At 61.7% G+C, this 19,818-nt stretch carries 18 protein-coding genes; 6 read left to right on the forward strand and 12 right to left on the reverse strand.

Annotated elements, in window-relative coordinates:
- The 9 genes from AC3ISG_RS05725 to AC3ISG_RS05765 form a co-directional block, all read right to left on the reverse strand.
- A complete protein-coding gene (locus AC3ISG_RS05725) occupies positions 1-711 on the reverse strand; it encodes an ABC transporter permease (protein ID WP_122536120.1) in 711 nt (236 codons plus the stop codon).
- A complete protein-coding gene (locus AC3ISG_RS05730) occupies positions 708-1,436 on the reverse strand; it encodes an ABC transporter permease (protein ID WP_122536121.1) in 729 nt (242 codons plus the stop codon). Before AC3ISG_RS05730 ends, AC3ISG_RS05725 begins: the two co-directional genes overlap by 4 nt.
- Positions 1,437-1,515: 79 nt before the next feature.
- On the reverse strand, positions 1,516-2,298 hold the full coding sequence (locus AC3ISG_RS05735; RefSeq protein ID WP_122536122.1) for a transporter substrate-binding domain-containing protein: 783 nt from the start codon (positions 2,296-2,298) through the stop codon (positions 1,516-1,518).
- 379 nt (positions 2,299-2,677) lie between these two features.
- Positions 2,678-4,393 (reverse strand): ATP-dependent DNA ligase, encoded by a 1,716-nt coding sequence (locus AC3ISG_RS05740; RefSeq protein ID WP_489298702.1) that lies wholly within the window; start codon positions 4,391-4,393, stop codon positions 2,678-2,680.
- On the reverse strand, positions 4,390-5,442 hold the full coding sequence (locus AC3ISG_RS05745) for a ligase-associated DNA damage response exonuclease (RefSeq protein WP_205486938.1): 1,053 nt from the start codon (positions 5,440-5,442) through the stop codon (positions 4,390-4,392). Before AC3ISG_RS05745 ends, AC3ISG_RS05740 begins: the two co-directional genes overlap by 4 nt.
- A gap of 667 nt (positions 5,443-6,109) precedes the next feature.
- The gene (locus tag AC3ISG_RS05750; protein WP_489298703.1) at positions 6,110-8,593 is read right to left on the reverse strand and encodes a penicillin acylase family protein; all 2,484 of its coding nucleotides are present in this window, start codon (positions 8,591-8,593) and stop codon (positions 6,110-6,112) included.
- A 142-nt stretch (positions 8,594-8,735) separates the two neighbouring features.
- Entirely contained in the window at positions 8,736-9,380 is a 645-nt protein-coding gene (locus AC3ISG_RS05755; protein ID WP_489298704.1) for a glutathione binding-like protein, read from the reverse strand.
- Positions 9,381-9,502: 122 nt separating this feature from the next.
- Complete coding sequence (locus AC3ISG_RS05760; protein WP_065992586.1) at positions 9,503-9,709, reverse strand: SEC-C metal-binding domain-containing protein; 207 nt, start codon at positions 9,707-9,709, stop codon at positions 9,503-9,505.
- Positions 9,710-9,713: 4 nt separating this feature from the next.
- Complete coding sequence (locus AC3ISG_RS05765; protein ID WP_122536127.1) at positions 9,714-10,199, reverse strand: LEA/WHy family protein; 486 nt, start codon at positions 10,197-10,199, stop codon at positions 9,714-9,716.
- A 114-nt stretch (positions 10,200-10,313) separates the two neighbouring features.
- Here AC3ISG_RS05765 and AC3ISG_RS05770 point away from each other — a divergent pair, with 114 nt between their 5' ends.
- Positions 10,314-10,919: a hypothetical protein gene (locus AC3ISG_RS05770; protein WP_489298705.1), complete on the forward strand. Its 606-nt coding sequence runs from the start codon at positions 10,314-10,316 to the stop codon at positions 10,917-10,919.
- A 45-nt stretch (positions 10,920-10,964) separates the two neighbouring features.
- On the opposite strand, the gene AC3ISG_RS05775 is transcribed toward AC3ISG_RS05770, so the two are convergent.
- Positions 10,965-11,438, reverse strand: coding sequence for a YchJ family protein (locus AC3ISG_RS05775; protein WP_489298706.1), 474 nt, complete (start codon positions 11,436-11,438; stop codon positions 10,965-10,967).
- A 10-nt stretch (positions 11,439-11,448) separates the two neighbouring features.
- Positions 11,449-11,946, reverse strand: a complete 498-nt coding sequence (locus AC3ISG_RS05780) for a DUF6231 family protein (protein ID WP_489298707.1) — start codon at positions 11,944-11,946, stop codon at positions 11,449-11,451.
- A gap of 246 nt (positions 11,947-12,192) precedes the next feature.
- Between AC3ISG_RS05780 and AC3ISG_RS05785 the strand changes: the two genes are divergently transcribed.
- The 3 genes from AC3ISG_RS05785 (at position 12,193) to AC3ISG_RS05795 (ending at position 14,458) form a co-directional block, all read left to right on the forward strand.
- Complete coding sequence (locus tag AC3ISG_RS05785; RefSeq protein ID WP_122536131.1) at positions 12,193-12,894, forward strand: PA1041 family peptidoglycan-binding anchor lipoprotein; 702 nt, start codon at positions 12,193-12,195, stop codon at positions 12,892-12,894.
- Between the two features lie 522 nt (positions 12,895-13,416).
- Positions 13,417-13,692 (forward strand): DUF1145 domain-containing protein, encoded by a 276-nt coding sequence (locus AC3ISG_RS05790; RefSeq protein WP_272630765.1) that lies wholly within the window; start codon positions 13,417-13,419, stop codon positions 13,690-13,692.
- Entirely contained in the window at positions 13,685-14,458 is a 774-nt protein-coding gene (locus tag AC3ISG_RS05795) for a collagen-like protein (RefSeq protein ID WP_205486944.1), read from the forward strand. Before AC3ISG_RS05790 ends, AC3ISG_RS05795 begins: the two co-directional genes overlap by 8 nt.
- A gap of 154 nt (positions 14,459-14,612) precedes the next feature.
- Here AC3ISG_RS05795 and AC3ISG_RS05800 read toward each other — a convergent pair whose 3' ends face one another.
- Positions 14,613-15,077, reverse strand: a complete 465-nt coding sequence (locus tag AC3ISG_RS05800; protein ID WP_489298708.1) for a CopD family protein — start codon at positions 15,075-15,077, stop codon at positions 14,613-14,615.
- A 129-nt stretch (positions 15,078-15,206) separates the two neighbouring features.
- On the opposite strand from AC3ISG_RS05800, the gene dinG reads away from it, so the two are divergent.
- Positions 15,207-17,351, forward strand: coding sequence for an ATP-dependent DNA helicase DinG (gene dinG / locus AC3ISG_RS05805; protein WP_065992603.1), 2,145 nt, complete (start codon positions 15,207-15,209; stop codon positions 17,349-17,351).
- A gap of 111 nt (positions 17,352-17,462) precedes the next feature.
- Positions 17,463-19,817 carry a beta-galactosidase gene (locus AC3ISG_RS05810; protein WP_489298709.1) on the forward strand — a complete coding sequence of 785 codons (2,355 nt, stop codon included), beginning with the start codon at positions 17,463-17,465 and terminating at the stop codon, positions 19,815-19,817.
- Position 19,818 lies beyond the last annotated feature (1 nt).

The following is a 19,818-nucleotide window of genomic DNA, read 5'->3' on the forward strand; positions in this document are numbered from 1 at the left end:
CTAGTGAGTCGGGCCGAGGAAGGCCAGCCAGCGGCGTTCAGCCAGTCGGAACAGGCCCACCAGAATGAACGTGACCGTGAGATAGATCAGCGCCGCGATGCCGAACGACTGGAAGGTCAGGAAGGTGGCCGAGTTGGCGTCGCGCGCGACCTTGAGGACGTCCGGCACAGTGGCGGTGAAGGCCACGGTGGTCGAGTGCAGCATCAGGATCACTTCGTTGCTGTAATAAGGAAGCGAACGGCGCAATGCCGACGGCATGACCACATAGGCGTACAAGCGCCAGCCGGTCAGGCCGTAAGCCTTGGCCGCCTCGACTTCACCGTGGTTCATGCTGCGAATCGCACCGGCGAAGATTTCGGTGGTGTAGGCACAGGTGTTCAGGGCGAAGGCGAGAATCGTGCAGTTCATCGCGTCACGGAAGAACGCGCCGAGCATGGGCTGCTCACGCACGGCCGCGATGCTGTAAATCCCGGTGTAGCAAATCAGTAACTGGATATACAGCGGCGTTCCACGGAACAGGTAGGTGTAGAACTGCACTGGCCAGCGCACCAGCGGATTGCGCGACACGCGGGCGATGGACAGCGGAATCGACACGATAAAGCCGATGGCGATGGAGGCACTGAGCAGCCACATCGTCATGGCCAGGCCGGTGATGTTCTGGCCGTCCGTATAAAGGAAGGCGCGCCAATACTCTTGCAGTAATTCGATCATCGTTGCGCCTCCCGGCTGCCAGCGGCATACCGCCGTTCGGCCCAGCGCAGGGCGAAGTTGGACACGCTGGTGATGACCAGATAGATCAGGGCGGCGAGTACCAGGAAATAGAACAGCTGATACGTGCTTTTACCCGCGTCCTGCGCGGCCTTGACCAGATCGGCCAGACCAATGATCGACACCAGCGCCGTGGCTTTGAGCACCACTTGCCAGTTGTTGCCAATGCCGGGCAGGGCGAAGCGCATCATCTGCGGGAACACCACCAGGCGAAATCGTTGCGAACGGCTGAGTCCATAGGCCGTAGCGGCTTCGACTTGACCGCGCGGTACGGCGAGAATCGCGCCGCGGAAGGTCTCGGTGAAATACGCGCCATAGATGAAGCCCAACGTGATGACGCCGGCAGAGAAAGGGTCGATCTCGATGTAGTCCCATTCCATCGCTTCGGTGAGCGTGGTCAGCCAGGTTTGCAGGCTGTAGAAGATCAGCAGCATCAGCACCAGGTCAGGTACGCCACGGATCAGCGTGGTATAGATCTGGGCCGGAACGCGCAGCACGGCGGCTTTCGAGAGTTTGGCACTGGCGCCCAGCAGGCCGAGTGCAATGGCCAGCAGCAGCGACAGTACCGATAATTTGACGGTCATCCAGGTGCCTTGCAGCAACAGCGGGCCGAAGCCTTTCAGGCTGAGTGCCGAGAGTCCCAGGTTTTGCAGGAGAGTTTCGAACATGTGCAACCTATACAGTCAATAAAAACGCCCGTGAACTTCAGCGGCCGATTCTGGCTGAAATTCACGGGCGTCTGTTTGCTTATTTACCGCTGTACAGATTCAGATCGCCGAAGTGCTTCTTCTGGATCTCGGCGTACTTGCCGTCATCGTGCAACGCTTTGATACCCTTGTCCAAGAGCGCTTTGAGCTCCTTGTCACCTTTGGAAATGCCGATGGCTGTCTTGGCCGGCAGCAGGGGATCGTCGATTGGCTGGCTGACTTCGTAATCACCGCCCTGTGGCGATTTCAGGAAGCCCAGTTCGGCTTGCAGCATGTCTTGAACCGATGCGTCCAGACGACCCGAAACGAGGTCGGCATACACTTGGTCCTGGTTGGCGTAGGCCTGGGTCTTCACGCCAGCCTTGTCCAGGATGGCCTTGGCGTAGGCTTCCTGGATGGTGCCTTGCTCGTAACCGACTGTTTTGCCTTTAAGCGACGCAGTGTCAGCACTCAAGCCCGAGCCTTTTTTGTAGACCAGCGAGGTAGGGCCGGAGAACAGTTCGTTGGAGAAGTCGATGACTTTCTCGCGAGCGGGCGTCACGGTCATGGAGGAGATCACGCCGTCGAACTTCTTGGCTTTCAGGCCTGGAATCATGCCGTCGAAATCGCTTTCGACCCACTTGCACTTGACCTTCAGTTCAGCACAGATCGCGTTGCCCAAGTCGATATCGAAGCCCACCAGGCTGCCGTCAGCGGCTTTGGATTCGAAGGGCGCGTAGGAAGGATCGACGCCGAAACGCAGCTCCTTGTACTCCTTGGCCATTGCGTTACCGGCGGCCAGACAGATGGCGAGTGCGGAAAGGGTCAGCCATGCTTTTTTCATCGTTCAGTCCTTAAAACCAAATTGAGCGTTGGGAACACGCGAAGGCTTGCTACCGGCAAAAGCCAGACCGCAAATAGACAGCAATTTCCGAACCAAACAAACGAACGCGCGTTTTAAATGTACGGAGTTGTCGCAATGATGACTCAGCGCCATCTTTTGTCTTTTTTTGAGGTCTCGCAGGCACCGGCAGAGTAGCGGTATCCCGTTGAGAGTGGGCGAAAAAGTTGCAGCCCATGAAAGGGCCAGCGATGGTTTTTGCGGCGTGGGGGAGATTCGAAACGCTTGGCCAAGCCTGCCGTGAGATCCGTGACGTTTCAAAGCGCCCTAACTCAGTGCATATAGGGCGGGCGATCATCAGGCCTGCGCACCGCGACGGTGCTCAGGCCAGCAGGTCCTGCAGCGTCGCCAGGCTGTCGGCTTCGGCGACAGGTTTGTCGAGGCGCCACCGCAGCATCCTCGGAAACCGGACGGCGATGCCGCTCTTGTGCCTTTTAGAGAGTGCAATGCCTTCAAAGCCCAACTCGAATACCAGGGTTGGGGTAACACTTCGGACCGGGCCGAATTTGTCGACCGTGGTCTTGCGGATGATTGCATCCACTTTTCGCATCTCTTCGTCGGTCAGCCCCGAATACGCTTTGGCGAAGGGCACCAATGTCCGTTCGCTGGATTCCGGCGGGCCGTCCCAGACCGCGAACGTGTAGTCGCTGTAGAGACTGGCGCGGCGGCCGTGACCGCGCTGGGCGTAGATCAACACGGCGTCGACGCTGAACGGGTCCATTTTCCACTTCCACCAGACGCCCATGTCCTTGGTGCGTCCAACGCCGTACAGCGAGTCCCGCGCCTTGAGCATCATCCCCTCCACGCCAAGGCTGCGGGACGCCTCGCGCTGCCGGCCGAGGTCAAGCCAGTCAGTGCCGGTCAGTACCGGAGAGGGCATCAGCACCGGGCTTTGGGCGTCGCCGATGACCTTTTCCAGCTGCGCGCGCCGTTCGTGTTGCGGGCGGCTGCGCCAGTCGTGACCTTCCCATTCCAGCAGGTCATACGCCAGCACGACGACCGGTACATCCTCCAGAATCTTCTTGCCCAGGGTTTTTCGGCCGATGCGCTGTTGCAGCAGGGCAAAGGGCTGCACTGACGGTGTCGCTTCGCCGGGGGTGCCGGGCGCAGGGGTGTCGAGGGCAAACTCGCCGTCCTCGGGATTCTCAGGGGTTGCGGCTTTCCAGACCACGATCTCGCCGTCGATCACCGTGCCGTCGGGCAGGCATTGGATAAGGCTGTGCAGCTCCGGGAAGCGATCCGTGACCAGTTCTTCACCTCGCGACCAGATCCACAGGCGACCTTCGCGCTTGACCACTTGGGCGCGGATGCCGTCCCACTTCCATTCCACCTGCCAGTTTTCGGCGGCGCCCAGCAGGTTCTCGAACTGATCGACGGGTTGCTGCAGCGCGTGGGCAAGGAAGAAGGGGTAAGGCTGGCCGCCGCGTTGCGCGTGTTCGTCGGCCGATTCTTCGGCGATGAGTTTTAGATAGCCCTCGGCGCTGGGGCGATGGGAAAGATCGGTGTAGCCCACGAGCCGCTGGGCCACGCGCTTGCTGTCGATATCGGCCAGCGCGGCGAGGGCGCGTGTCACCAGCAGCTTCGAGACACCGACCCGGAAACTGCCGGTGATCAGCTTCAGACAGACCATCAGGCTTTGCGGGTCCAGCTGTGACCAGAATGTTGGCAGGCGCTCGAGTAATTCTTCCGGAGGCAGACCACGCAGGGGCAGCAGATGATTTTCCATCCAGCTGGCCAGGCCTTCTTCGGAGCTGTTCTCGGCTTTCGGGAGTAGCAGCGACAGGGTTTCTGCCAAATCGCCGACCGCCTGGTAACTCTCCTCGAACAGCCATTCCGGCAAGCCGGACAGCAGTAATGCCTGCTCACGCAACATCCGCGTCGGCACCAGTTGCCGTGGGCGTCCGCCGGCCAGGAAGTACACCGCCCACGCGGCGTCTTCAGGTGCTGCGGTGCTGAAATAGGCTTGCATGGCCGCCAGCTTGGCGTTGCTGGAGGTGGTGGCGTCCAGGTCGGAATACAGCTCGGCGAAGGCCTTCATGAGGAGGCCTCGCCTGTCGATGCGGATTCGGATGCTGGCTCGGTCTTGACCGCTGCGTCGTCTTCCTCGTCGCCGTATTCAGTGCTGAAACCCTGGGCGTCGAGGCCGAGTTCCCGCAGATAGCGCACCAGCACGGCCACCGAGCCGTGGGTGACCATGACCCGCTCGGCGCCGGTGTTTTCGATGGCCCAGAGCAAGCCCGGCCAGTCAGCGTGGTCGGAGAGGGCGAAGCCGCGATCGACACCACGCCGACGCCGGGTGCCGCGCAGCATCATCCAGCCGCTGGCGAAGGCGTCGCTGAACTCGCCAAAACGGCGCATCCAGGTGCTGCCGCCGGCGGAGGGCGGTGCGACGATCAGGGCGCTGCGCAAGGCGGGGTCGGTTTTTTTGAAGTCGCCGGCATAGTGGGTTTCCGGGATGCGTACGCCGGCTTCACGGTAGACGCGGTTCAGCGGTTCGACGGCGCCATGGACGAGGATCGGGCCGATGCTGGGGTCGATGCCGTGGAGGATGCGTTGGGCTTTGCCGAATGAGTAGGCGAACAGGACGCTGGCTTTGCCGGCGGCGGCGTTGGCGCGCCACCATTCGTTGACGCCGGCGAAGATTTCCGCTTGGGGCTGCCAGCGGTAGATCGGCAGGCCGAAGGTGGATTCGGTGATGAAGGTGTGGCAGCGCACGGGTTCGAAGGGTTCGCAGGTGCCGTCGGGTTCGACTTTGTAGTCGCCAGAGGCAACCCAGACCTCGCCCTGGTATTCGAGGCGGACCTGGGCGGAACCGAGGACGTGGCCCGCCGGGTGGAGGCTGAGTTTGACGCCGTGGTGGGTGATGCTTTCACCATAGGCGAGGGTCTGGAGGTTGATGTCCTGGCCCAGTCGGGAGCGCAGTATGCCTTCGCCGGGCGCGGCGGCGAGGTAGTGTTCATTGCCGGTGCGGGCGTGGTCGCCGTGGGCGTGGGTGATGACGGAGCGTTCGACCGGGCGCCACGGATCGATGTAGAAATCACCGGGCGGGCAGTAGAGGCCTTCGGGGCGGGCAATGACGAGATCCATGGTTTGACCGGGTTTGGGGACTTGTCAGGTAGAGCGGTGGCGGGGCTTAGAAGTTCGGGGTTTTGAAGCAAGATCAGGATCAGGATCAAGATCAAGATCAAGATCAAGATCAGGGTCAAGAGCGTCGGCCTAACGGCTCGACTGTTTCGCCTTCGGCGAGTTACTTGGAAAAGCACCCCAAGTAACCAAGGGTGCTTGCTCCTGGTTTGGCCCTCCTTCGTCGGGTTCCCTCACTCCGGTCTCGCTCCGTGGGCCCGCCGCCATCCGCCATCCATGGCGGGGGGCGGCTCTCGCGGCATCCATGCCGCTCGGCCCACGGAGCGAGACCTGCGTTCAGCCTGCACCCAAGTCGCGATTTGTGGTGTTTGAGCCTTTTGCGTATGAAGATCAAAAGCGCGTCCAAGCAGATCAAAAGCTTCCCGGCTAAAGCCGGTCCCACTGAGGGTACGCGGTGTGCTATTTAGTGGGACCGGCTTCAGCCAGGAAGGGGCCGGTTTGGACGCCATCAATCTTGGATGCGCGCATCGCTTTTAGTGGGACCGGCTTCAGCCGGGAAGAGGCCATTTCAGGCGCCACTTCTTCCCAGGCATCAACCACCTGATCGTTCCCACGCTCTGCGTGGGAATGCATCCCGCGACGCTCCGCGTCATCATGGATGGCTCGACCATTACTTCCCGGGCGTCAGTGTCAGGCGCTGCTTGCCGTAGGCTTTTTCGAAGTTTTCCGGTTGCATCGGCACGGACATGTAGAGGCCTTTCATCCAGGGTTCGATGCCGTTGGCGTTGTACGGGCTGGCCGGGTTGCCGGATTGGCCGGCGGCGTTTTGCGCCATCATCGGTTCCTGCTGGGCGAAGTCGACGATGATGCGCATGGCCGGGACGACGGCGGCGTTGAAGTCCTGGCCCCAGTGGAAGCCCGACGCGTTGAGCGTAGTGTGGTCGCCGCCGGTGGCGATCGGGCCTTTGAGCACGCTCGCCTTGTTGCCGCCCAGCGCGGCGGTAAGTTGGGCGCTTTGGGCGGTCCAGGTGATCTGGTGCAGTTTGCCCCACTGCCAGGCTTTGTGATCGGGGCCGAGTTGGGCTTCACCGACGCTGATTGCAGCGGCCAGGCTGCGGGCGAGGATGGCGGGTTTGTCTTCTTTCTGCGGGGTTTTCACGTCGTCCCAATACGGACTGTCTTCACGGCCCAGCAGGTGATCGGCCTGGGGCGAGTAGGACAGGTCCGCGCTTTGCACCAGCGCTTTCCAGGCTGGGCTGGTTTCCGGGCCGAGTTCGTCGAGGAAGGTCTGGCGGGCGCTTTCTTGCAGGAACAGTTCGTAAATCGCCGCATCGGCCGAACCCGGCGACAGTCTGCCGTCGAACGCCATCAGGCGGGTGAACGCTTCGCGGGCTTTGTCGCGGTCTGGCGCGGGCAAGGCGTCGATGGCCTGTTTCAAAGGCGCTGACATGCCGGGCGCGGAGAACATTTTCTTCAGTTTGGCGGCGAAGGTCGTGGTCTGGTCGTATTGCATGGCGACGGTGCTGCGGGTGTCCTGCTTGCCGGCATTGGCCAGTTCGGCGATGCGTTCGGCGCGCTCCGGGTAGTCCCAGGAATTGGACAGCTGCATGCCATAGCCTTTCGGTACGGTGCGCTGGTTGGCGGTGGCGATCCAGCCTTGCTGCGAATCCTGATCGTACGGATGCAGCATCGCGTCGGCGTAGCCGTCCCAGTCAAATCGGCCGTCCCAGCCCGGCGAAGGAATCAGGCCGAGCCCGTCACGGCGGTTCGGGTATTTGCCGGTCACTTGCCAACCGGTGTTCGAGGCATCGGCAAACACCATGTTCAGGGTAATGGCGCGGATCTCCCGGGTAGTGTCGAAAGCTCGCTGCACGTTCTGCGCCCGGGTCAGATCGAAGAGGGCGTCGAGGGTTTTGTCATCCTTGGCGTCCGGCGTCTGCAGGGCGATGCCCAAGCCGCTGGCCAGTTGCGCGGAACTCGCGTTGAGCAGTGGGCCGTGACGTGTTTCGTACGCGGGCTCGCGCACCGGGCTCTGGCCTTTGACGAAGTAGGTTTCTTCATGGGCGCCTGCCGCGATCCATTTGCCGTCGGCCATGACCATCAGGCGATTGTTTTCGCGCTTGAGCTTTTCCAGGAACAGGTCCTGGTTGTCGCCCATTGCTGGTCCCATGCCCCAGGCCAGTTTGCCGTTGAAACCGGACAAGACCAGTGGCAATCCCGCAACGGTCGCGCCGGCGGCCTGGTATTTCGGCGAGCGGATCTGCACGAAATTCCACATTGACGGAAGGGTCGGCGCCAGTTGACTGTCGGTGGCCAGCAGGCTCTTGCCGGCACGGGCGCGCTGGGGCGAGATCACCCAGTTGTTCGACGCCGAAACGCCCAGCAGATTGAGGTCGGAAAGCTGCAGCGCCGCTTTGTCCAGATCGCTGAGGCCCGGCAGTTGGCTGCCCAGATTCAGGCCTTTGAGCTTGTCGGCTTCAGCAAAAGGCAACGCTTCGTCGGGATAGGTCGGCAGCAGCCAGGCCAGCTTGTCCGCGCCGACTTTCTGCGCCAGCACCAGCGAGGAAATCTCCTCCTGCAGGTTCACCGACAGGCTGAAGTTGAGCAGGCTGAAGATCAGCGCCGAGTCTTCCGGCTTCCAGTATTCAGGCTTGTAACCCGAGTCGGCGAGGTCAGCCGGCAGTTTGTCGCGGTAGCGGAAGAGGTAGGCGTTAACGCCGCGCGCGTACACCTCGAAGAAGCGTTTCAGGCGCGGCGACGAGGCGGCATACAACTGGCCGGCGGTCTGTTTGAGGTTGGCGGCGCGCATCATGCGGTCGAGATCGAGGGCGCCCGGCCCGGCGATTTCCGACAGCCGGCCCTGGGCCAGCAAGCGCATTTGCATCATTTGAGTGATGCGGTCTGTCGCGTGAACATACCCGAGGGTGAACAGTGCGTCATGGAATGTGCTGCTTTCAATCAGCGGCATGCCCAGATTGTTGCGGCGAATCGAGACGTTCTGCGCCAGCCCCTTAATGGCAAACACCCCGCTGGCAGGCGGCAGGCTGTCGCGGTCTTCACCGCCCAGCTGGCAACCGGCCAGGCTCAATAGTCCAATCATGGCAGCGGCCGCGCTCATGCGCGTTTTCAACGTCGAAAGGGCTGGCGAGGCCATGATGTAGCTCCTGCGGGGGTGGGCGTAGAAAAGGCGCTACGTTAGAGAGCAGGCGGGCGTCACGCAAGCAGGGGGAGGGAGTTTATTTTCGGGTTTCAGAGGGGATATCAGCGCGTCCCCCTGAACCCTGTCGACCCTGGGATTACGGCTTCGGCGGATTGATCTTGTCGGCCAGCGCATAGGCGCGCTTCACCGCGTCGCGATTGGCGACCGTCTCGAACCAACGCTTCAGGTGCGGGAAGTTATCCAGGTTCTGCTCCTGGAACGTGTGCGGCACGATCCACGGGTAGATCGCCATGTCTGCGATGCCGTAGTCCTCGCCCGCAACGAAGGAGCGATCGGCCAGACGCTCGTTCAGCACGCCGTACAAGCGCGCAGTCTCGTCAACGTAGCGCTTGATCGCGTAGGGAATCTTCTCTTTGGCGAACCGGTTGAAGTGGTGATTCTGACCAGCCATCGGGCCCAGGCCGCCCATTTGCCAGAACAGCCATTGCAGGGTTTCCTGGCGGCCGCGCAGGTCCTTCGCAATGAACCGGCCGGTCTTCTCGGCCAGGTACAGCAGGATAGCGCCGGACTCGAACAGGTTCAGCGGTTCACCGCCGTCAGCAGGTTCGTGGTCGACGATGGCCGGAATCTTGTTGTTGGGGGAAATCTTCAGAAAATCGGCTTCGAACTGTTCGTTCGCCCCGATGTTGACCGGGAAAATCTTGTACGGCAGGCCCGCTTCTTCGAGGAAAATCGAGACTTTGTGGCCGTTGGGGGTGGTCCAGTAGTGCAGATCGATCATTGCGCGCTCCAGGTGAAGTCATCACGACTGCCATTAAGGCTGCACCTGTTTTACGCCTTCAAACGTCCATCGCACAAATGAAAACGGCCTGAAGATTCAGGCCGTAGAAAGGGCAGGGTGCGTTACGCGCCGTGGCACTTCTTGAATTTTTTCTCGCTGCCGCAAGGGCAAGGATCGTTGCGGCCGACGTCCTTGAGCGTGTTGCGTACCGGCTCTTGAGGCGCGTGGCCGCAATGCGGGCCGTGCACATGGCCGTGGTCATGATGGTGATCGTGGTGGTCGTGATCGTGGTCACAGTCGGGACCGTGCACGTGAGCTTGCTGGTTCATGGGGTTACTCCGGAATCAAATCGCCGGGGATTATGTCGCCATTGCGCCCGATGCGCACGCTGTGCCCGAATAAAAATCCGGTCTTGAGCTTGCCTTCCAACCGGTAATGCACCGGCTGATTGGCTTTTCCAAGCACCTTGGAGATGTCCTTGAGGTGTTCCCACAGATTGGTACGGATCGGCACGGAAAAGTTTTTGTGGCTGTTGGCTTTGACGATGAACCAGTCGCTGTAGACACCTTCGCTGAGCAGCATGTCGTTGAGCAGGATCTTGTAGCGCAGGCCGCGGACCAACAGGCTGGAGTCGTTGGGGTTGTCGACCCTGAAGCGCAGTTTGAAGTCCTGACGCAGCAACTTGGCCTTGACCACCTCGACCTTCAGCAGCTTGACGTCGGGGTCTTCGAAGCCGCCGGTTATCCAGGTCGAGCAGCCCGACAGCGCAAGGAGCGCGAAGAGGCCTGCGATTTTGAGGACGCGTGCTGCAAACATCATGGGTCGCTCCCTTATGTCCGGTCTGATAGGCCCGGTCTGACCGCCACTGCACGTGACTCGCCGTTCTCCACAGCCTGCGCCATACTCGCGCCATGTGTCGAAGGAGTATTGACCATGAAGCTCTACGAAATCGTATTTTCCGGCCAATTGGTCCCCGGCGCGCAGCCGGATCTGGTCAAGGCCAACATGGTAAAGCTGTTTCAGGCGGACGCCCAACGCATCGCGTTGCTGTTCTCCGGCCGTCGGCTGGTCCTGAAAAACAACCTCGATGAGGCGGCGGCGGAAAAGTACCGCTCGACCCTTGAACGCGCCGGGGCCATGGCCCAGGTCGTGCCTATGGCGCCAGTCGTTCAGGCTCCGGTGGTGGCGGCCCCGGGCCTGGTTGAGGTGGAAGAGGTCGAACTGGCGCCGCCCCCGGACGAGCCGAGCTGGACGCGCAAGCCATCAAACCTGACCGCGCCGCGCAACGACGCGACGCCGACGCGCAAGGCCAGCGTCAAACCGCGGGACGTTTATATGGCAGCGTTTGTGGATGTGGAGGCGCCTGACTACACGCTCTCGGAGCCGGGCCAGGACGTGCAGGATCCGAAAATGCCGGTGCGTGCGCCGCAGCTCGACCTGTCTGGGTTGAGTCTGGCACCGGCGGGCGCCGATCTGGGTCAGGACAAGCCGGTTGAGCATGCGCTGGTACCGGACGTTTCCCACATCAGACTGGCCTGACGACTGCCTGTCTCTGAGTGGTCGCTGGCGTTGCCGCGGTGAACGTCAGCTTAGATAAGCCGAACAGCACTTCTTGAATTTCTGTTGGCTGCCGCAGGGGCAGGCATCATTACGACCGGCTTTGAGCGACACCGTTGGGTCGATGAAATACCAGCGCCCGTCATGCTGCACGAACGCCGAGCGCTCGCGATGACGGTGCTCGCCGTCGGTATCGTGCCAGCGGGCGGTGAAGGTCACGAATGCATGTTCAGGCTGACCGCCGATCAACTCGGCGCCCTCGACTTCCAGACCCAGCCAGGTGCTCTGGGCACTCCACTGGCTGATCGCATCACGATCCAGTTCGGCATTTTGTGCCGGCAGCGTGGTGTCCAGCAGATAATCCACCAACCCCAGTACATAGGCGCTGTAGCGCGAACGCATCAGCGCTTCGGCGCACGGTGCGGGCTGGCCGGCGTGATAGCGGCCGCAGCAACCGTCGAGAAGATTGCCGCTGCCGCAAGGGCATGTTGCGCTGCTCATGATGCGTCCCTCACCACCAATACTTGCCGTAATTCTCCGGATTGGCCCAGAACCTCGCGTTCAGCCAGTCCGGCACCTGTTTGTATTCACGCAGATCGTAGGTGAACAGCGTGAGCACTTGTTCATCCCGGGAAAACCGTTCGCTGGCCTGGAGTGCCAGGGAGTAGAAATCGGGGAGCTGCCAGCCGCAGGCATCGAGATCCGCCAGCACGGCGATCCGGCTGGCATTGAGGTTGCGAATGCCGCCCAACAACTCCAGCCCCGCACGTTTGGGCATGTGCTCAAGGCAGCCCACCACCAGCGCCAGATCAAAGCGCTGCCCGGCCAGGTCGGGCGGTAGCTGACCGGGCCCCGCTTGGGCCAGCTCGGTCTGCGGATGCGCTTCGCAAAAAGCCTGCAACGCCGGAAACCCCTCGGCACCCACCAGCAGCAAACGCTTCGGCGCACAAAGGTCGAGCAGGGCGGCCAGGGCCTGTTGCGGCGTACGGCTGGAGAAGCGGTCGGTCATTGGAGTTCCTCGGTCAGGCGGGCAAGGTTAGCGCGCTGGACTTCAATGGCCTAGTGCTTGAGCTTCCTCATTTTCGCGAGCTGACAACGCGCCCGGGGGGATAGCAGAGGGGTATTGCACTCAGTGCCGTCCGAATTCTTGGGTTCGAATCCCGCAAAAGCCCTGAAATCAGGGTGGCGAACGGCCCCACACCCGTCTTTACTGCACTTCAATCGGTTTTAGCCGATTCCAAAGGAGAAGAACGGTATGAGCATGATTCGGACAGCGTTACCTCTGATTTTGGTGACCAGTGTATTGACGGGCTGTGCGGGCTTGCAAAAGACCGACTGGCCTCTGTGTGCGGCCGGTGGCGCACTGAGCGGCGCAGCGATCGGCGCCTTCCAGTCCGCCTCGGTTGCGGCAGGCTTCGGTGCTGCGGTGGGCGTCATGGCTGGCGCGTATTGCTGGGTCCATGGGGATGGCGATGATGACGGCGACGGCGTCCTCAACAGCAGGGACAAATGCCCGGACACACCTAAAGGCACACCGGTTGATGCCACTGGTTGCCCGATCGTGACTCCGGCGCCTGAACCGATGGCCGCTCCGGTGGTGCTGCCGAAAGAAGAGATCATCACCATCCGTGACGTGCACTTCGAGTTCAATAAAGCCACCCTGACACCGGGTGACAAACAACAACTGGACATGGTCGCGACCAAACTCAAAACCGAAGCCCCGAACGTCCAGCTCCATGTCAGCGGTCACACCGACAGCGTGGGCGGCGATGCCTACAACCAGAAACTGTCGCAAAAACGTGCGCAATCGGTGACTGACTACCTCGTCAGCGCCGGCATCCCGCGCGCTTCGTTCGCGTCCGTCGAAGGTGACGGCGAAGCCCGCCCCGTCGCCGACAACAAAACCGCCGACGGCCGAGCCCTGAACCGCCGCGTCGAGATCAAAATCAACCGTTGAGACAAGGTTGAAGCTTTAAAGGAAGCCCCGGTTTGAAAGCCGGGGTTTTTCTATTTCTGGCATTTAGTTTTCATGTTCAAAACAACCATTGTCCAGACCGGCCCCTTCCCGGCTAAAGCCGGTCCCACTAGCAGCTGCGCGTGCATTCAGTGGGACCGGCTTCAGTCGGGAAGCCGTTGCCGTTGCTTTTGATCTTCGTGCGCACAAGGTTCAAACACCGCAGAACGCGACTTGGGCCCACGGAGCGTCGTCGGAGTGAAGGAACCCCGAGGCACGAGGGGCCAAACCAGGAGCAAGCACCCTTGGCTACTTGGGGTGCTTTTCCAAGTAACTCGCCGAAGGCGAAATGTCTGCCCCTAGGCAGACCTCATCTCAGCACCACCCGAGATAACGGATATTCACCCAATCCAAGCCGTCAAACACCAGAAACTTTAAAGCCTGCCTCTGGCATAGTCCCCCGCCTCACCGTACTGTGCGCAAACCGTTTTCACCGCACAAAACCAAAAACAGCAGAGGCACCACATGAGTGTGATTTGGGGAACAGGGAAAGTACTGACAACAGCATTCTGGCTACTGGTAATCACCAGCCTGACCATCGCCATGCCACACCCCTTCGACCTGTTATTCAAACTGGCAGGCGGCCTCTTGCTGCTCGTCCACCTCATCGAACTGATCGGCTACAACGCCAGCCTGCGCGGCCGTCCCCATCCCATGCGCGATCGTCTCCAGATTCTGCTCTTCGGCCTCTTTCACCTGAACACATTCAAACGCCCACTGGCGGAGGTACACCATGCGTAACGCGATGCTGATGACGGCAGGCCTGCTGTCCGCCCTGACCAGCCCCTGGATCATGGCCCAGACCATCTCCGTCGAAACCCACTCGCTCATGCGCCTGCCCTCCAAAACCAGCGTATTGCAACTGGATCGACTCGAAGTCGCCGACTACGGCACCCTGCTGATCCCGGCCGGGCTCACCGAAGTCAAAGTCGGCCAACTCGTCATGGGCCACGAATCACGCATCGCCATCGTCCCCAGCGCCGAACCGTTCAGCCTGCAAGTCAAACAGGGCGACCTCGGCAGTGGCGCCGAAATCACCGCGCGGGGCGCCCCGGGCACCTTCGAAAAAGCGCCAACCCCAGGCCGCAACCTCAACGTGAGGATTGAACAACTCAACGCTGACCAACTCTTCGTCGACGCCCGTGGCGGCGCGGGCTCACCCGGGTACGTCGGCCTCGACGGCGGCAACGGCATCGATCCGGGCTGCACCTGGGGTTCCGCCAGTCGCGGGATCGACGGCGACAATGGCGGCAACGGCCGTGATGGCGCGCCGGGTGCGCTTGTTCGTCTTGAGCTGCCAGCGACTTTCGGCAATGAACGCATCAAGGTCAACGTTCAGGGCGGCGCCGGTGGGATTGGCGGCGACGGTGGTCGCGGCGGCAAAGGCGGCGCGTCCAAAGGCTGCGTGGTCTATCGCGCGGACGGCGCCAGGTCCGGCAAGAACGGTGACAAAGGGCAGTCCGGTGCCGCAGGGCCAACGGGCGCTATCGTGGTTCGCAACTTATAAGCCCGATAACCCACAGGCGTTATTTACCGTCCAGACGGCTCTCATTGGTGGAGCCGACACGGTTCATGCGGGAGTGAGCTTGCACGAAGACGGCCGCTTAGCCGCCGGATATCCAGCGGGTGGACCGCCTTTTCGTGAGCAGCTCTTCCCACCTCTAAAACATGGGCCTCATGGCAGCGATTGCCACTACGGCCACCCCAACCATCAGATTGATCCCCACCAGACGTCGCATTCCAGCCAGCGCCGCAGCGCCGTCAGCCCATTGCTCGGCAAGCACAGCCTTGCGCAATTGCGGCAGGTTCAACGTCGAAACCCGCAGAAACAACGCCACCATCACCACATACAGCCCCATCATTACTTGCACATAACGGGGCGCAGTCTGGAAGCCGCTGAAGTTGACATTGATCATGCCAATGCCAGTCACCGGCAGCATGATCACCGCGCACCAGACCCAGACGAAGAAACGCGGCAACACCTGCAGCCACAGCTTCAAACGGGCCGGGCCCTCCAGAGCGACGGTGACCGCCGGTCGAAGAATCATCCAGGCGAAAAACATACCTCCTACCCACACAATCGCTGCCAGCACATGCAAGGCGTAGACAAAGGCTACAGGTGACATCAAGAACTCCGATCTGCGCAGAAAGAATTAGCGCGGTATGATAGCCGCCCGCTGCGACTACTGAAGATATATCCAGCGGTTTTCGTGTTTTCATTCAGCACCCGTGACGCCGAGCCAACGACCCAGCCCATGATCAGCACCGAACTCAAATCCCAGATTCAGGGCGCCTACTCGCGTTTCCTCGAAGCCAAGAGCCTCAAGCCTCGTTACGGCCAGCGCCTGATGATCGCTGAAGTGGCGAAGGTACTGGGCGACGTCGATACCGACGAAGAAGGCCGCCGTTCGGGTGATCCCGCCGTGGTAGCGGTCGAGGCGGGGACCGGCACCGGCAAAACCGTTGCCTACGCCATCGCAGCCATTCCGACCGCCAAGGCCGCGGGCAAGCGCCTGGTCATCGCCACTGCGACCGTCGCGCTGCAGGAGCAGATCGTTTACAAAGACCTGCCCGACCTGATGCGCAACAGCGGCTTGAATTTCACGTTCGCGCTGGCCAAGGGCCGCGGCCGCTACATGTGCCTGTCCAAACTCGACATGCTGCTGCAGGAAGGCGACGCCCAGAGCGCGACCGCGCAGCTGTTCGAAGAAGAAGGCTTCAAGATCGAAGTGGATGAGGCCAGCCAGAAGCTTTTTACCACCATGATCGAAAAGCTTGCCGGTAACAAATGGGACGGCGATCGCGACAGCTGGCCCCAGGAGCTGGCCGATCAGGACTGGGCGCGCCTGACCACCGATCACAGCCAGTGCACCAACCGCCATTGCCCGAACTTTCAGCAGTGTGCCTTCTACAAAGCCCGCGAGGGCATGGGCAAAGTCGACGTCATCGTCACCAACCACGACATGGTCCTCGCCGATCTCGCGCTGGGCGGCGGTGCAGTCCTGCCCGATCCCCGCGACACCCTGTATGTGTTCGACGAAGGCCACCACCTGCCAGACAAGGCGATCGGCCACTTCGCCCATTTCAGTCGCCTGCGCTCCACCGCCGACTGGCTGGAGCAAACCGCCAAAAACCTCACCAAATTGCTCGCCCAGCACCCGCTGCCGGGCGATCTGGGCAAGTTGATCGAGCAGGTGCCCGAGCTGGCACGGGAGATCAAAACCCAGCAGCAATTCATGTTCACCGCCTGCGAGCAATTGGCTGACTTCAAGCAAGGCGAAGACATGGAAGGCCGCGAGCGTCCGCGCCATCGCTTCGTCGGCGGTGTGGTCCCCGAACACATGCGCGAGATGGGCATTGAGCTGAAAAAAGGCTTCGCCCGGCTCGACGATCTGTTCACGCGCCTGACCGAGCTGCTTAAAGAAGGCATGGACGGCGAGGTCAACATCGGCATCGCCAGCCATCAGGCGGAAGAGTGGTATCCGTTGTTCGGCAGCTTGCTGGCCCGCGCCCACGGCAACTGGGAGTTGTGGACCGCCTTCACCGCTGAAGACCCGGAAAACAGCCCGCCCATGGCGCGTTGGTTGACCCTGGCCGACAGCGGTTCGCTGTTCGACATCGAGGTCAACGCCAGCCCGATCCTGGCCGCCGAAATGCTGCGCCGCAACCTGTGGAACGTGGCTTACGGCGCGCTGGTGACTTCGGCTACGTTGACCGCGCTGGGCAAGTTCGACCGCTTCCGCATGCGCGCCGGGCTGCCGAAAGACGCTGTTACCGCCGTGGTGCCCAGTCCGTTCCACCATGCTGACGCGGGCGTGTTGCGCGTGCCGGACCTCAAAGCCGACCCTCGCAACGCGGCCGAACACACGGCCGCCATCATCCGTGAACTCCCAAATCTGGTCGAAGGCTCCAAAGGCACGCTGGTGCTGTTCTCGTCCCGCAAGCAGATGCAGGAAGTGTTCGACGGGCTGGAACGTGACTGGCGCAAGCGGGTGTTCATCCAGGGCAACCTGTCGAAACAAGAAACCCTCAACAAGCACAAGGCGCGGGTCGACGGTGGCGATGAAAGCGTTCTGTTCGGGCTGGCGAGCTTCGCCGAAGGGGTCGATCTTCCGGGGGCGTATTGCGAGCACGTGGTGATTGCCAAGATTCCCTTCGCCGTGCCGGATGATCCGGTCGAAGCTGCGCTCGCCGAATGGATCGAAGCGCGAGGCGGTAATCCGTTCATGGAAATCGCCGTTCCCGACGCCTCGTTGCGCCTGATCCAGGCCTGCGGTCGTCTGCTGCGCACCGAGCAGGACCGCGGCATCATCACGTTGCTGGATCGCCGGGTCGTGACCCAGCGCTATGGCAAAGCCATCCTCAACGCCCTGCCGCCATTCCGGCGCGAAATTTCCTGAGTCCGTGTTGCAAATGAAACACGGTTGACCGGGTCTTAACACTCGGTCCGCCCGGAGGCGCGCAACCTCGTCGTGCTCCGGGCCTCAGACGATCAAGGAGCTTCAGATCACATGATTCGCCGTTCACTGTCCGCCCTCCTTGCCACGCTGTGCGCCGGTATGGCCCACGCCGCGCCTGATGTGCAGCAAACGCTGTTCAATTTCGTCCGGCCCGCCGACGTGGTCAAGGTCACGACTCAGGATGCCGGGTTTCCCCAAGCCAACGCCGAGCAGACCGCCGAGGGCGAAGTATTGCGCCGCGTGGTTTTCAATCCGGTCGCCAAACCCAGCCTGCGACTGACCCCGCAGACCGGCGTCTGGGACTGGAGCCACGACAGCGCCATGACCTTGCGGCTGCAGAGCGCGATGGACTGGGCATTGACGGTGTACGTGCAGATCGAAAGCCGCGACGGCAAAATCCTCACCAGCCGCATCGACCTGCCGGCCGGGCCGGCGCAAACCCTGGTGCTGCCGCTCAAGGCCAGCTCGCCACTGAGCCAGGGCATGCGCGCCGGCCCTCCGATGCCGTGGATATACGAAGGGCAGCGCGTGTTGCTGGCGAACACCGAGGGTGAGCTGAACAGCGCTGAGGTGTCATCGGTCACCGTGTCGATGTCTCAACCCAATGTGGCGCAGTCCGTCCTGATCGAGAAGTTCGGCGTGCAAGAGGGCGACGCGCTGCAAACCGCCGCCTACAGCAACCTGGTTGATGGCTACGGTCAGTTCACCCGGGGCAAGTGGCCGGAGAAGGTCACCAGTGACGATCAGCTCAAGACGTTGACGGCCAAGGAACAGCAACAACTGCAAGGCTGGCTGAAAGACCGTCCGGCCCACGACAAATACGGCGGCTTGCTCAACGGACCGGCGTTCGAAGCGAAGGGCTTTTTCCGCACCGAGAAGCGCGACGAGCGCTGGTACTTGGTGACGCCCGAAGGGCACCCTTTTTACTCACTGGGGGTAAACGCTGTCGCCGCTGACGACAGCCAGACCTACGTCGAAGGCCGCGAAGCCCTGTTCACCGGCCTGCCTGGCAGCGACGATCCGCTCGCCGCGTTCTACGGCAAGGGCGATGACAACCGCGAGACGGGCGCCAACCGTAACCGACAGTTCGATCAGGGCCGCTGGTTCGATTTCTATGGGGCCAACCTGCAGCGCACGTACGGTGTGCCGAAGTGCGTGGAAGTCTCAAAGCCTGCCGATCCGGCTGACGACGAAGACGCAAGCACAGCCGCGACGGCCTCCACTGCCGACAGCGCTGCCGGGCAGACCGCGCCAGCGCCTCAGCCCGAAAAGCCCGCCGCGCCTGCGCCTGCTGTTGAATGCAAACCGGTGATCGTGGACAGCAGACGCTGGGTCGACCACACCTTGCAACGCTTGCAGGCCTGGGGTTTCAACACCGTCGGCAACTGGAGCGAGCCCGCGCTGCAAAACCTCGAAAGCAGCAAGAAGGAGCGCGTGCCCTACACACTGCCGCTGTCCATTGTTGGCGACTACGTGAGCATCAGCACCGGCCTGGACTGGTGGGGCGGCATGCCGGATCCGTTCGATCCGCGCTTCGCCATGGCCACCGAGCGGGCCGTCGCCATCGCTGCGCGCGATCATCGGGATGACCCGTATCTGATCGGCTACTTCGCCGATAACGAACTGGCCTGGGCTGCGCCGGGCAACGATCCGAAGGATCGCTACGCATTGGCCTACGGCACCCTAAAGTTGACCACCGATGTGCCGGCCAAGCGCGCATTCCTCAAGCAGTTGCGCGATAAATACCGCAATGAAGAAGGGCTGTCCAAAGCGTGGGGCATCAATCTATCGGCCTGGGAGTTGATGGAGGACCCGGGCTTCGAGCCGCCGCTGCCGAGCGCAGAGCACCCGGAGATCGAAAACGACTTCCGGTATTTCCAGCGTGTGTTCGCCGAGACCTATTTCAAGACCATTTCCGACGCGCTCAAGTGGCATGCGCCGAACCATCTGCTGCTCGGTGGCCGCTTTGGCGTCACCAGCCCCGAAGCGGTTGAAGCCTGCGCCAAGTTCTGCGACGTGCTGAGCTTCAACTCATACACCCTCAAACCCCAGGACGGCGTGGACTTCGCGAAACTGCGCGTGCTCGACAAGCCTGTGATGGTCACCGAGTTTCATTTCGGCTCCCGTGATCGCGGGCCGTTCTGGGGCGGGGTGCTCGAAGTGCCACGTGAGGAAGATCGTGGGCCGGCTTACGCCAACTTCCTGAAAAGCGCGCTGGCCGAGCCCTCCATCGTCGGCGTGCACTGGTTCCAGTACCTGGATCAGCCTGTCACGGGCCGCTTGCTCGACGGCGAAAACGGCCATCTCGGGCTGGTGGGCATCACCGACGTGCCGTACCAGGGCTTTGTTGAGGCAGTGCGCAAGGCCAATGGACAGGTCGTGGATGTGATCGGCAAGCGCCCTTAAC

The sequence above is a fragment of the Pseudomonas sp. GL_135 genome, assembly GCF_057834665.1.

Excerpts from the sequence above, each read along its gene's own strand:
- AC3ISG_RS05775 (WP_489298706.1), bottom strand. The coding sequence starts at position 11,438 with ATGAGCAGCGCAACATGCCCTTGCGGCAGCGGCAATCTTCTCGACGGT.
- AC3ISG_RS05725 (WP_122536120.1), bottom strand. The coding sequence starts at position 711 with ATGATCGAATTACTGCAAGAGTATTGGCGCGCCTTCCTTTATACGGAC.
- AC3ISG_RS05760 (WP_065992586.1), bottom strand. The coding sequence starts at position 9,709 with ATGAACCAGCAAGCTCACGTGCACGGTCCCGACTGTGACCACGATCAC.
- AC3ISG_RS05730 (WP_122536121.1), bottom strand. The coding sequence starts at position 1,436 with ATGTTCGAAACTCTCCTGCAAAACCTGGGACTCTCGGCACTCAGCCTG.
- AC3ISG_RS05735 (WP_122536122.1), bottom strand. The coding sequence starts at position 2,298 with ATGAAAAAAGCATGGCTGACCCTTTCCGCACTCGCCATCTGTCTGGCC.
- AC3ISG_RS05810 (WP_489298709.1), top strand. The coding sequence starts at position 17,463 with ATGATTCGCCGTTCACTGTCCGCCCTCCTTGCCACGCTGTGCGCCGGT.
- AC3ISG_RS05770 (WP_489298705.1), top strand. The coding sequence starts at position 10,314 with ATGAAGCTCTACGAAATCGTATTTTCCGGCCAATTGGTCCCCGGCGCG.
- AC3ISG_RS05750 (WP_489298703.1), bottom strand. The coding sequence starts at position 8,593 with ATGGCCTCGCCAGCCCTTTCGACGTTGAAAACGCGCATGAGCGCGGCC.
- AC3ISG_RS05740 (WP_489298702.1), bottom strand. The coding sequence starts at position 4,393 with ATGAAGGCCTTCGCCGAGCTGTATTCCGACCTGGACGCCACCACCTCC.
- AC3ISG_RS05790 (WP_272630765.1), top strand. The coding sequence starts at position 13,417 with ATGAGTGTGATTTGGGGAACAGGGAAAGTACTGACAACAGCATTCTGG.
- AC3ISG_RS05800 (WP_489298708.1), bottom strand. The coding sequence starts at position 15,077 with ATGTCACCTGTAGCCTTTGTCTACGCCTTGCATGTGCTGGCAGCGATT.
- AC3ISG_RS05765 (WP_122536127.1), bottom strand. The coding sequence starts at position 10,199 with ATGATGTTTGCAGCACGCGTCCTCAAAATCGCAGGCCTCTTCGCGCTC.
- AC3ISG_RS05785 (WP_122536131.1), top strand. The coding sequence starts at position 12,193 with ATGAGCATGATTCGGACAGCGTTACCTCTGATTTTGGTGACCAGTGTA.
- AC3ISG_RS05795 (WP_205486944.1), top strand. The coding sequence starts at position 13,685 with ATGCGTAACGCGATGCTGATGACGGCAGGCCTGCTGTCCGCCCTGACC.
- dinG (WP_065992603.1), top strand. The coding sequence starts at position 15,207 with ATGATCAGCACCGAACTCAAATCCCAGATTCAGGGCGCCTACTCGCGT.
- AC3ISG_RS05780 (WP_489298707.1), bottom strand. The coding sequence starts at position 11,946 with ATGACCGACCGCTTCTCCAGCCGTACGCCGCAACAGGCCCTGGCCGCC.
- AC3ISG_RS05755 (WP_489298704.1), bottom strand. The coding sequence starts at position 9,380 with ATGATCGATCTGCACTACTGGACCACCCCCAACGGCCACAAAGTCTCG.
- AC3ISG_RS05745 (WP_205486938.1), bottom strand. The coding sequence starts at position 5,442 with ATGGATCTCGTCATTGCCCGCCCCGAAGGCCTCTACTGCCCGCCCGGT.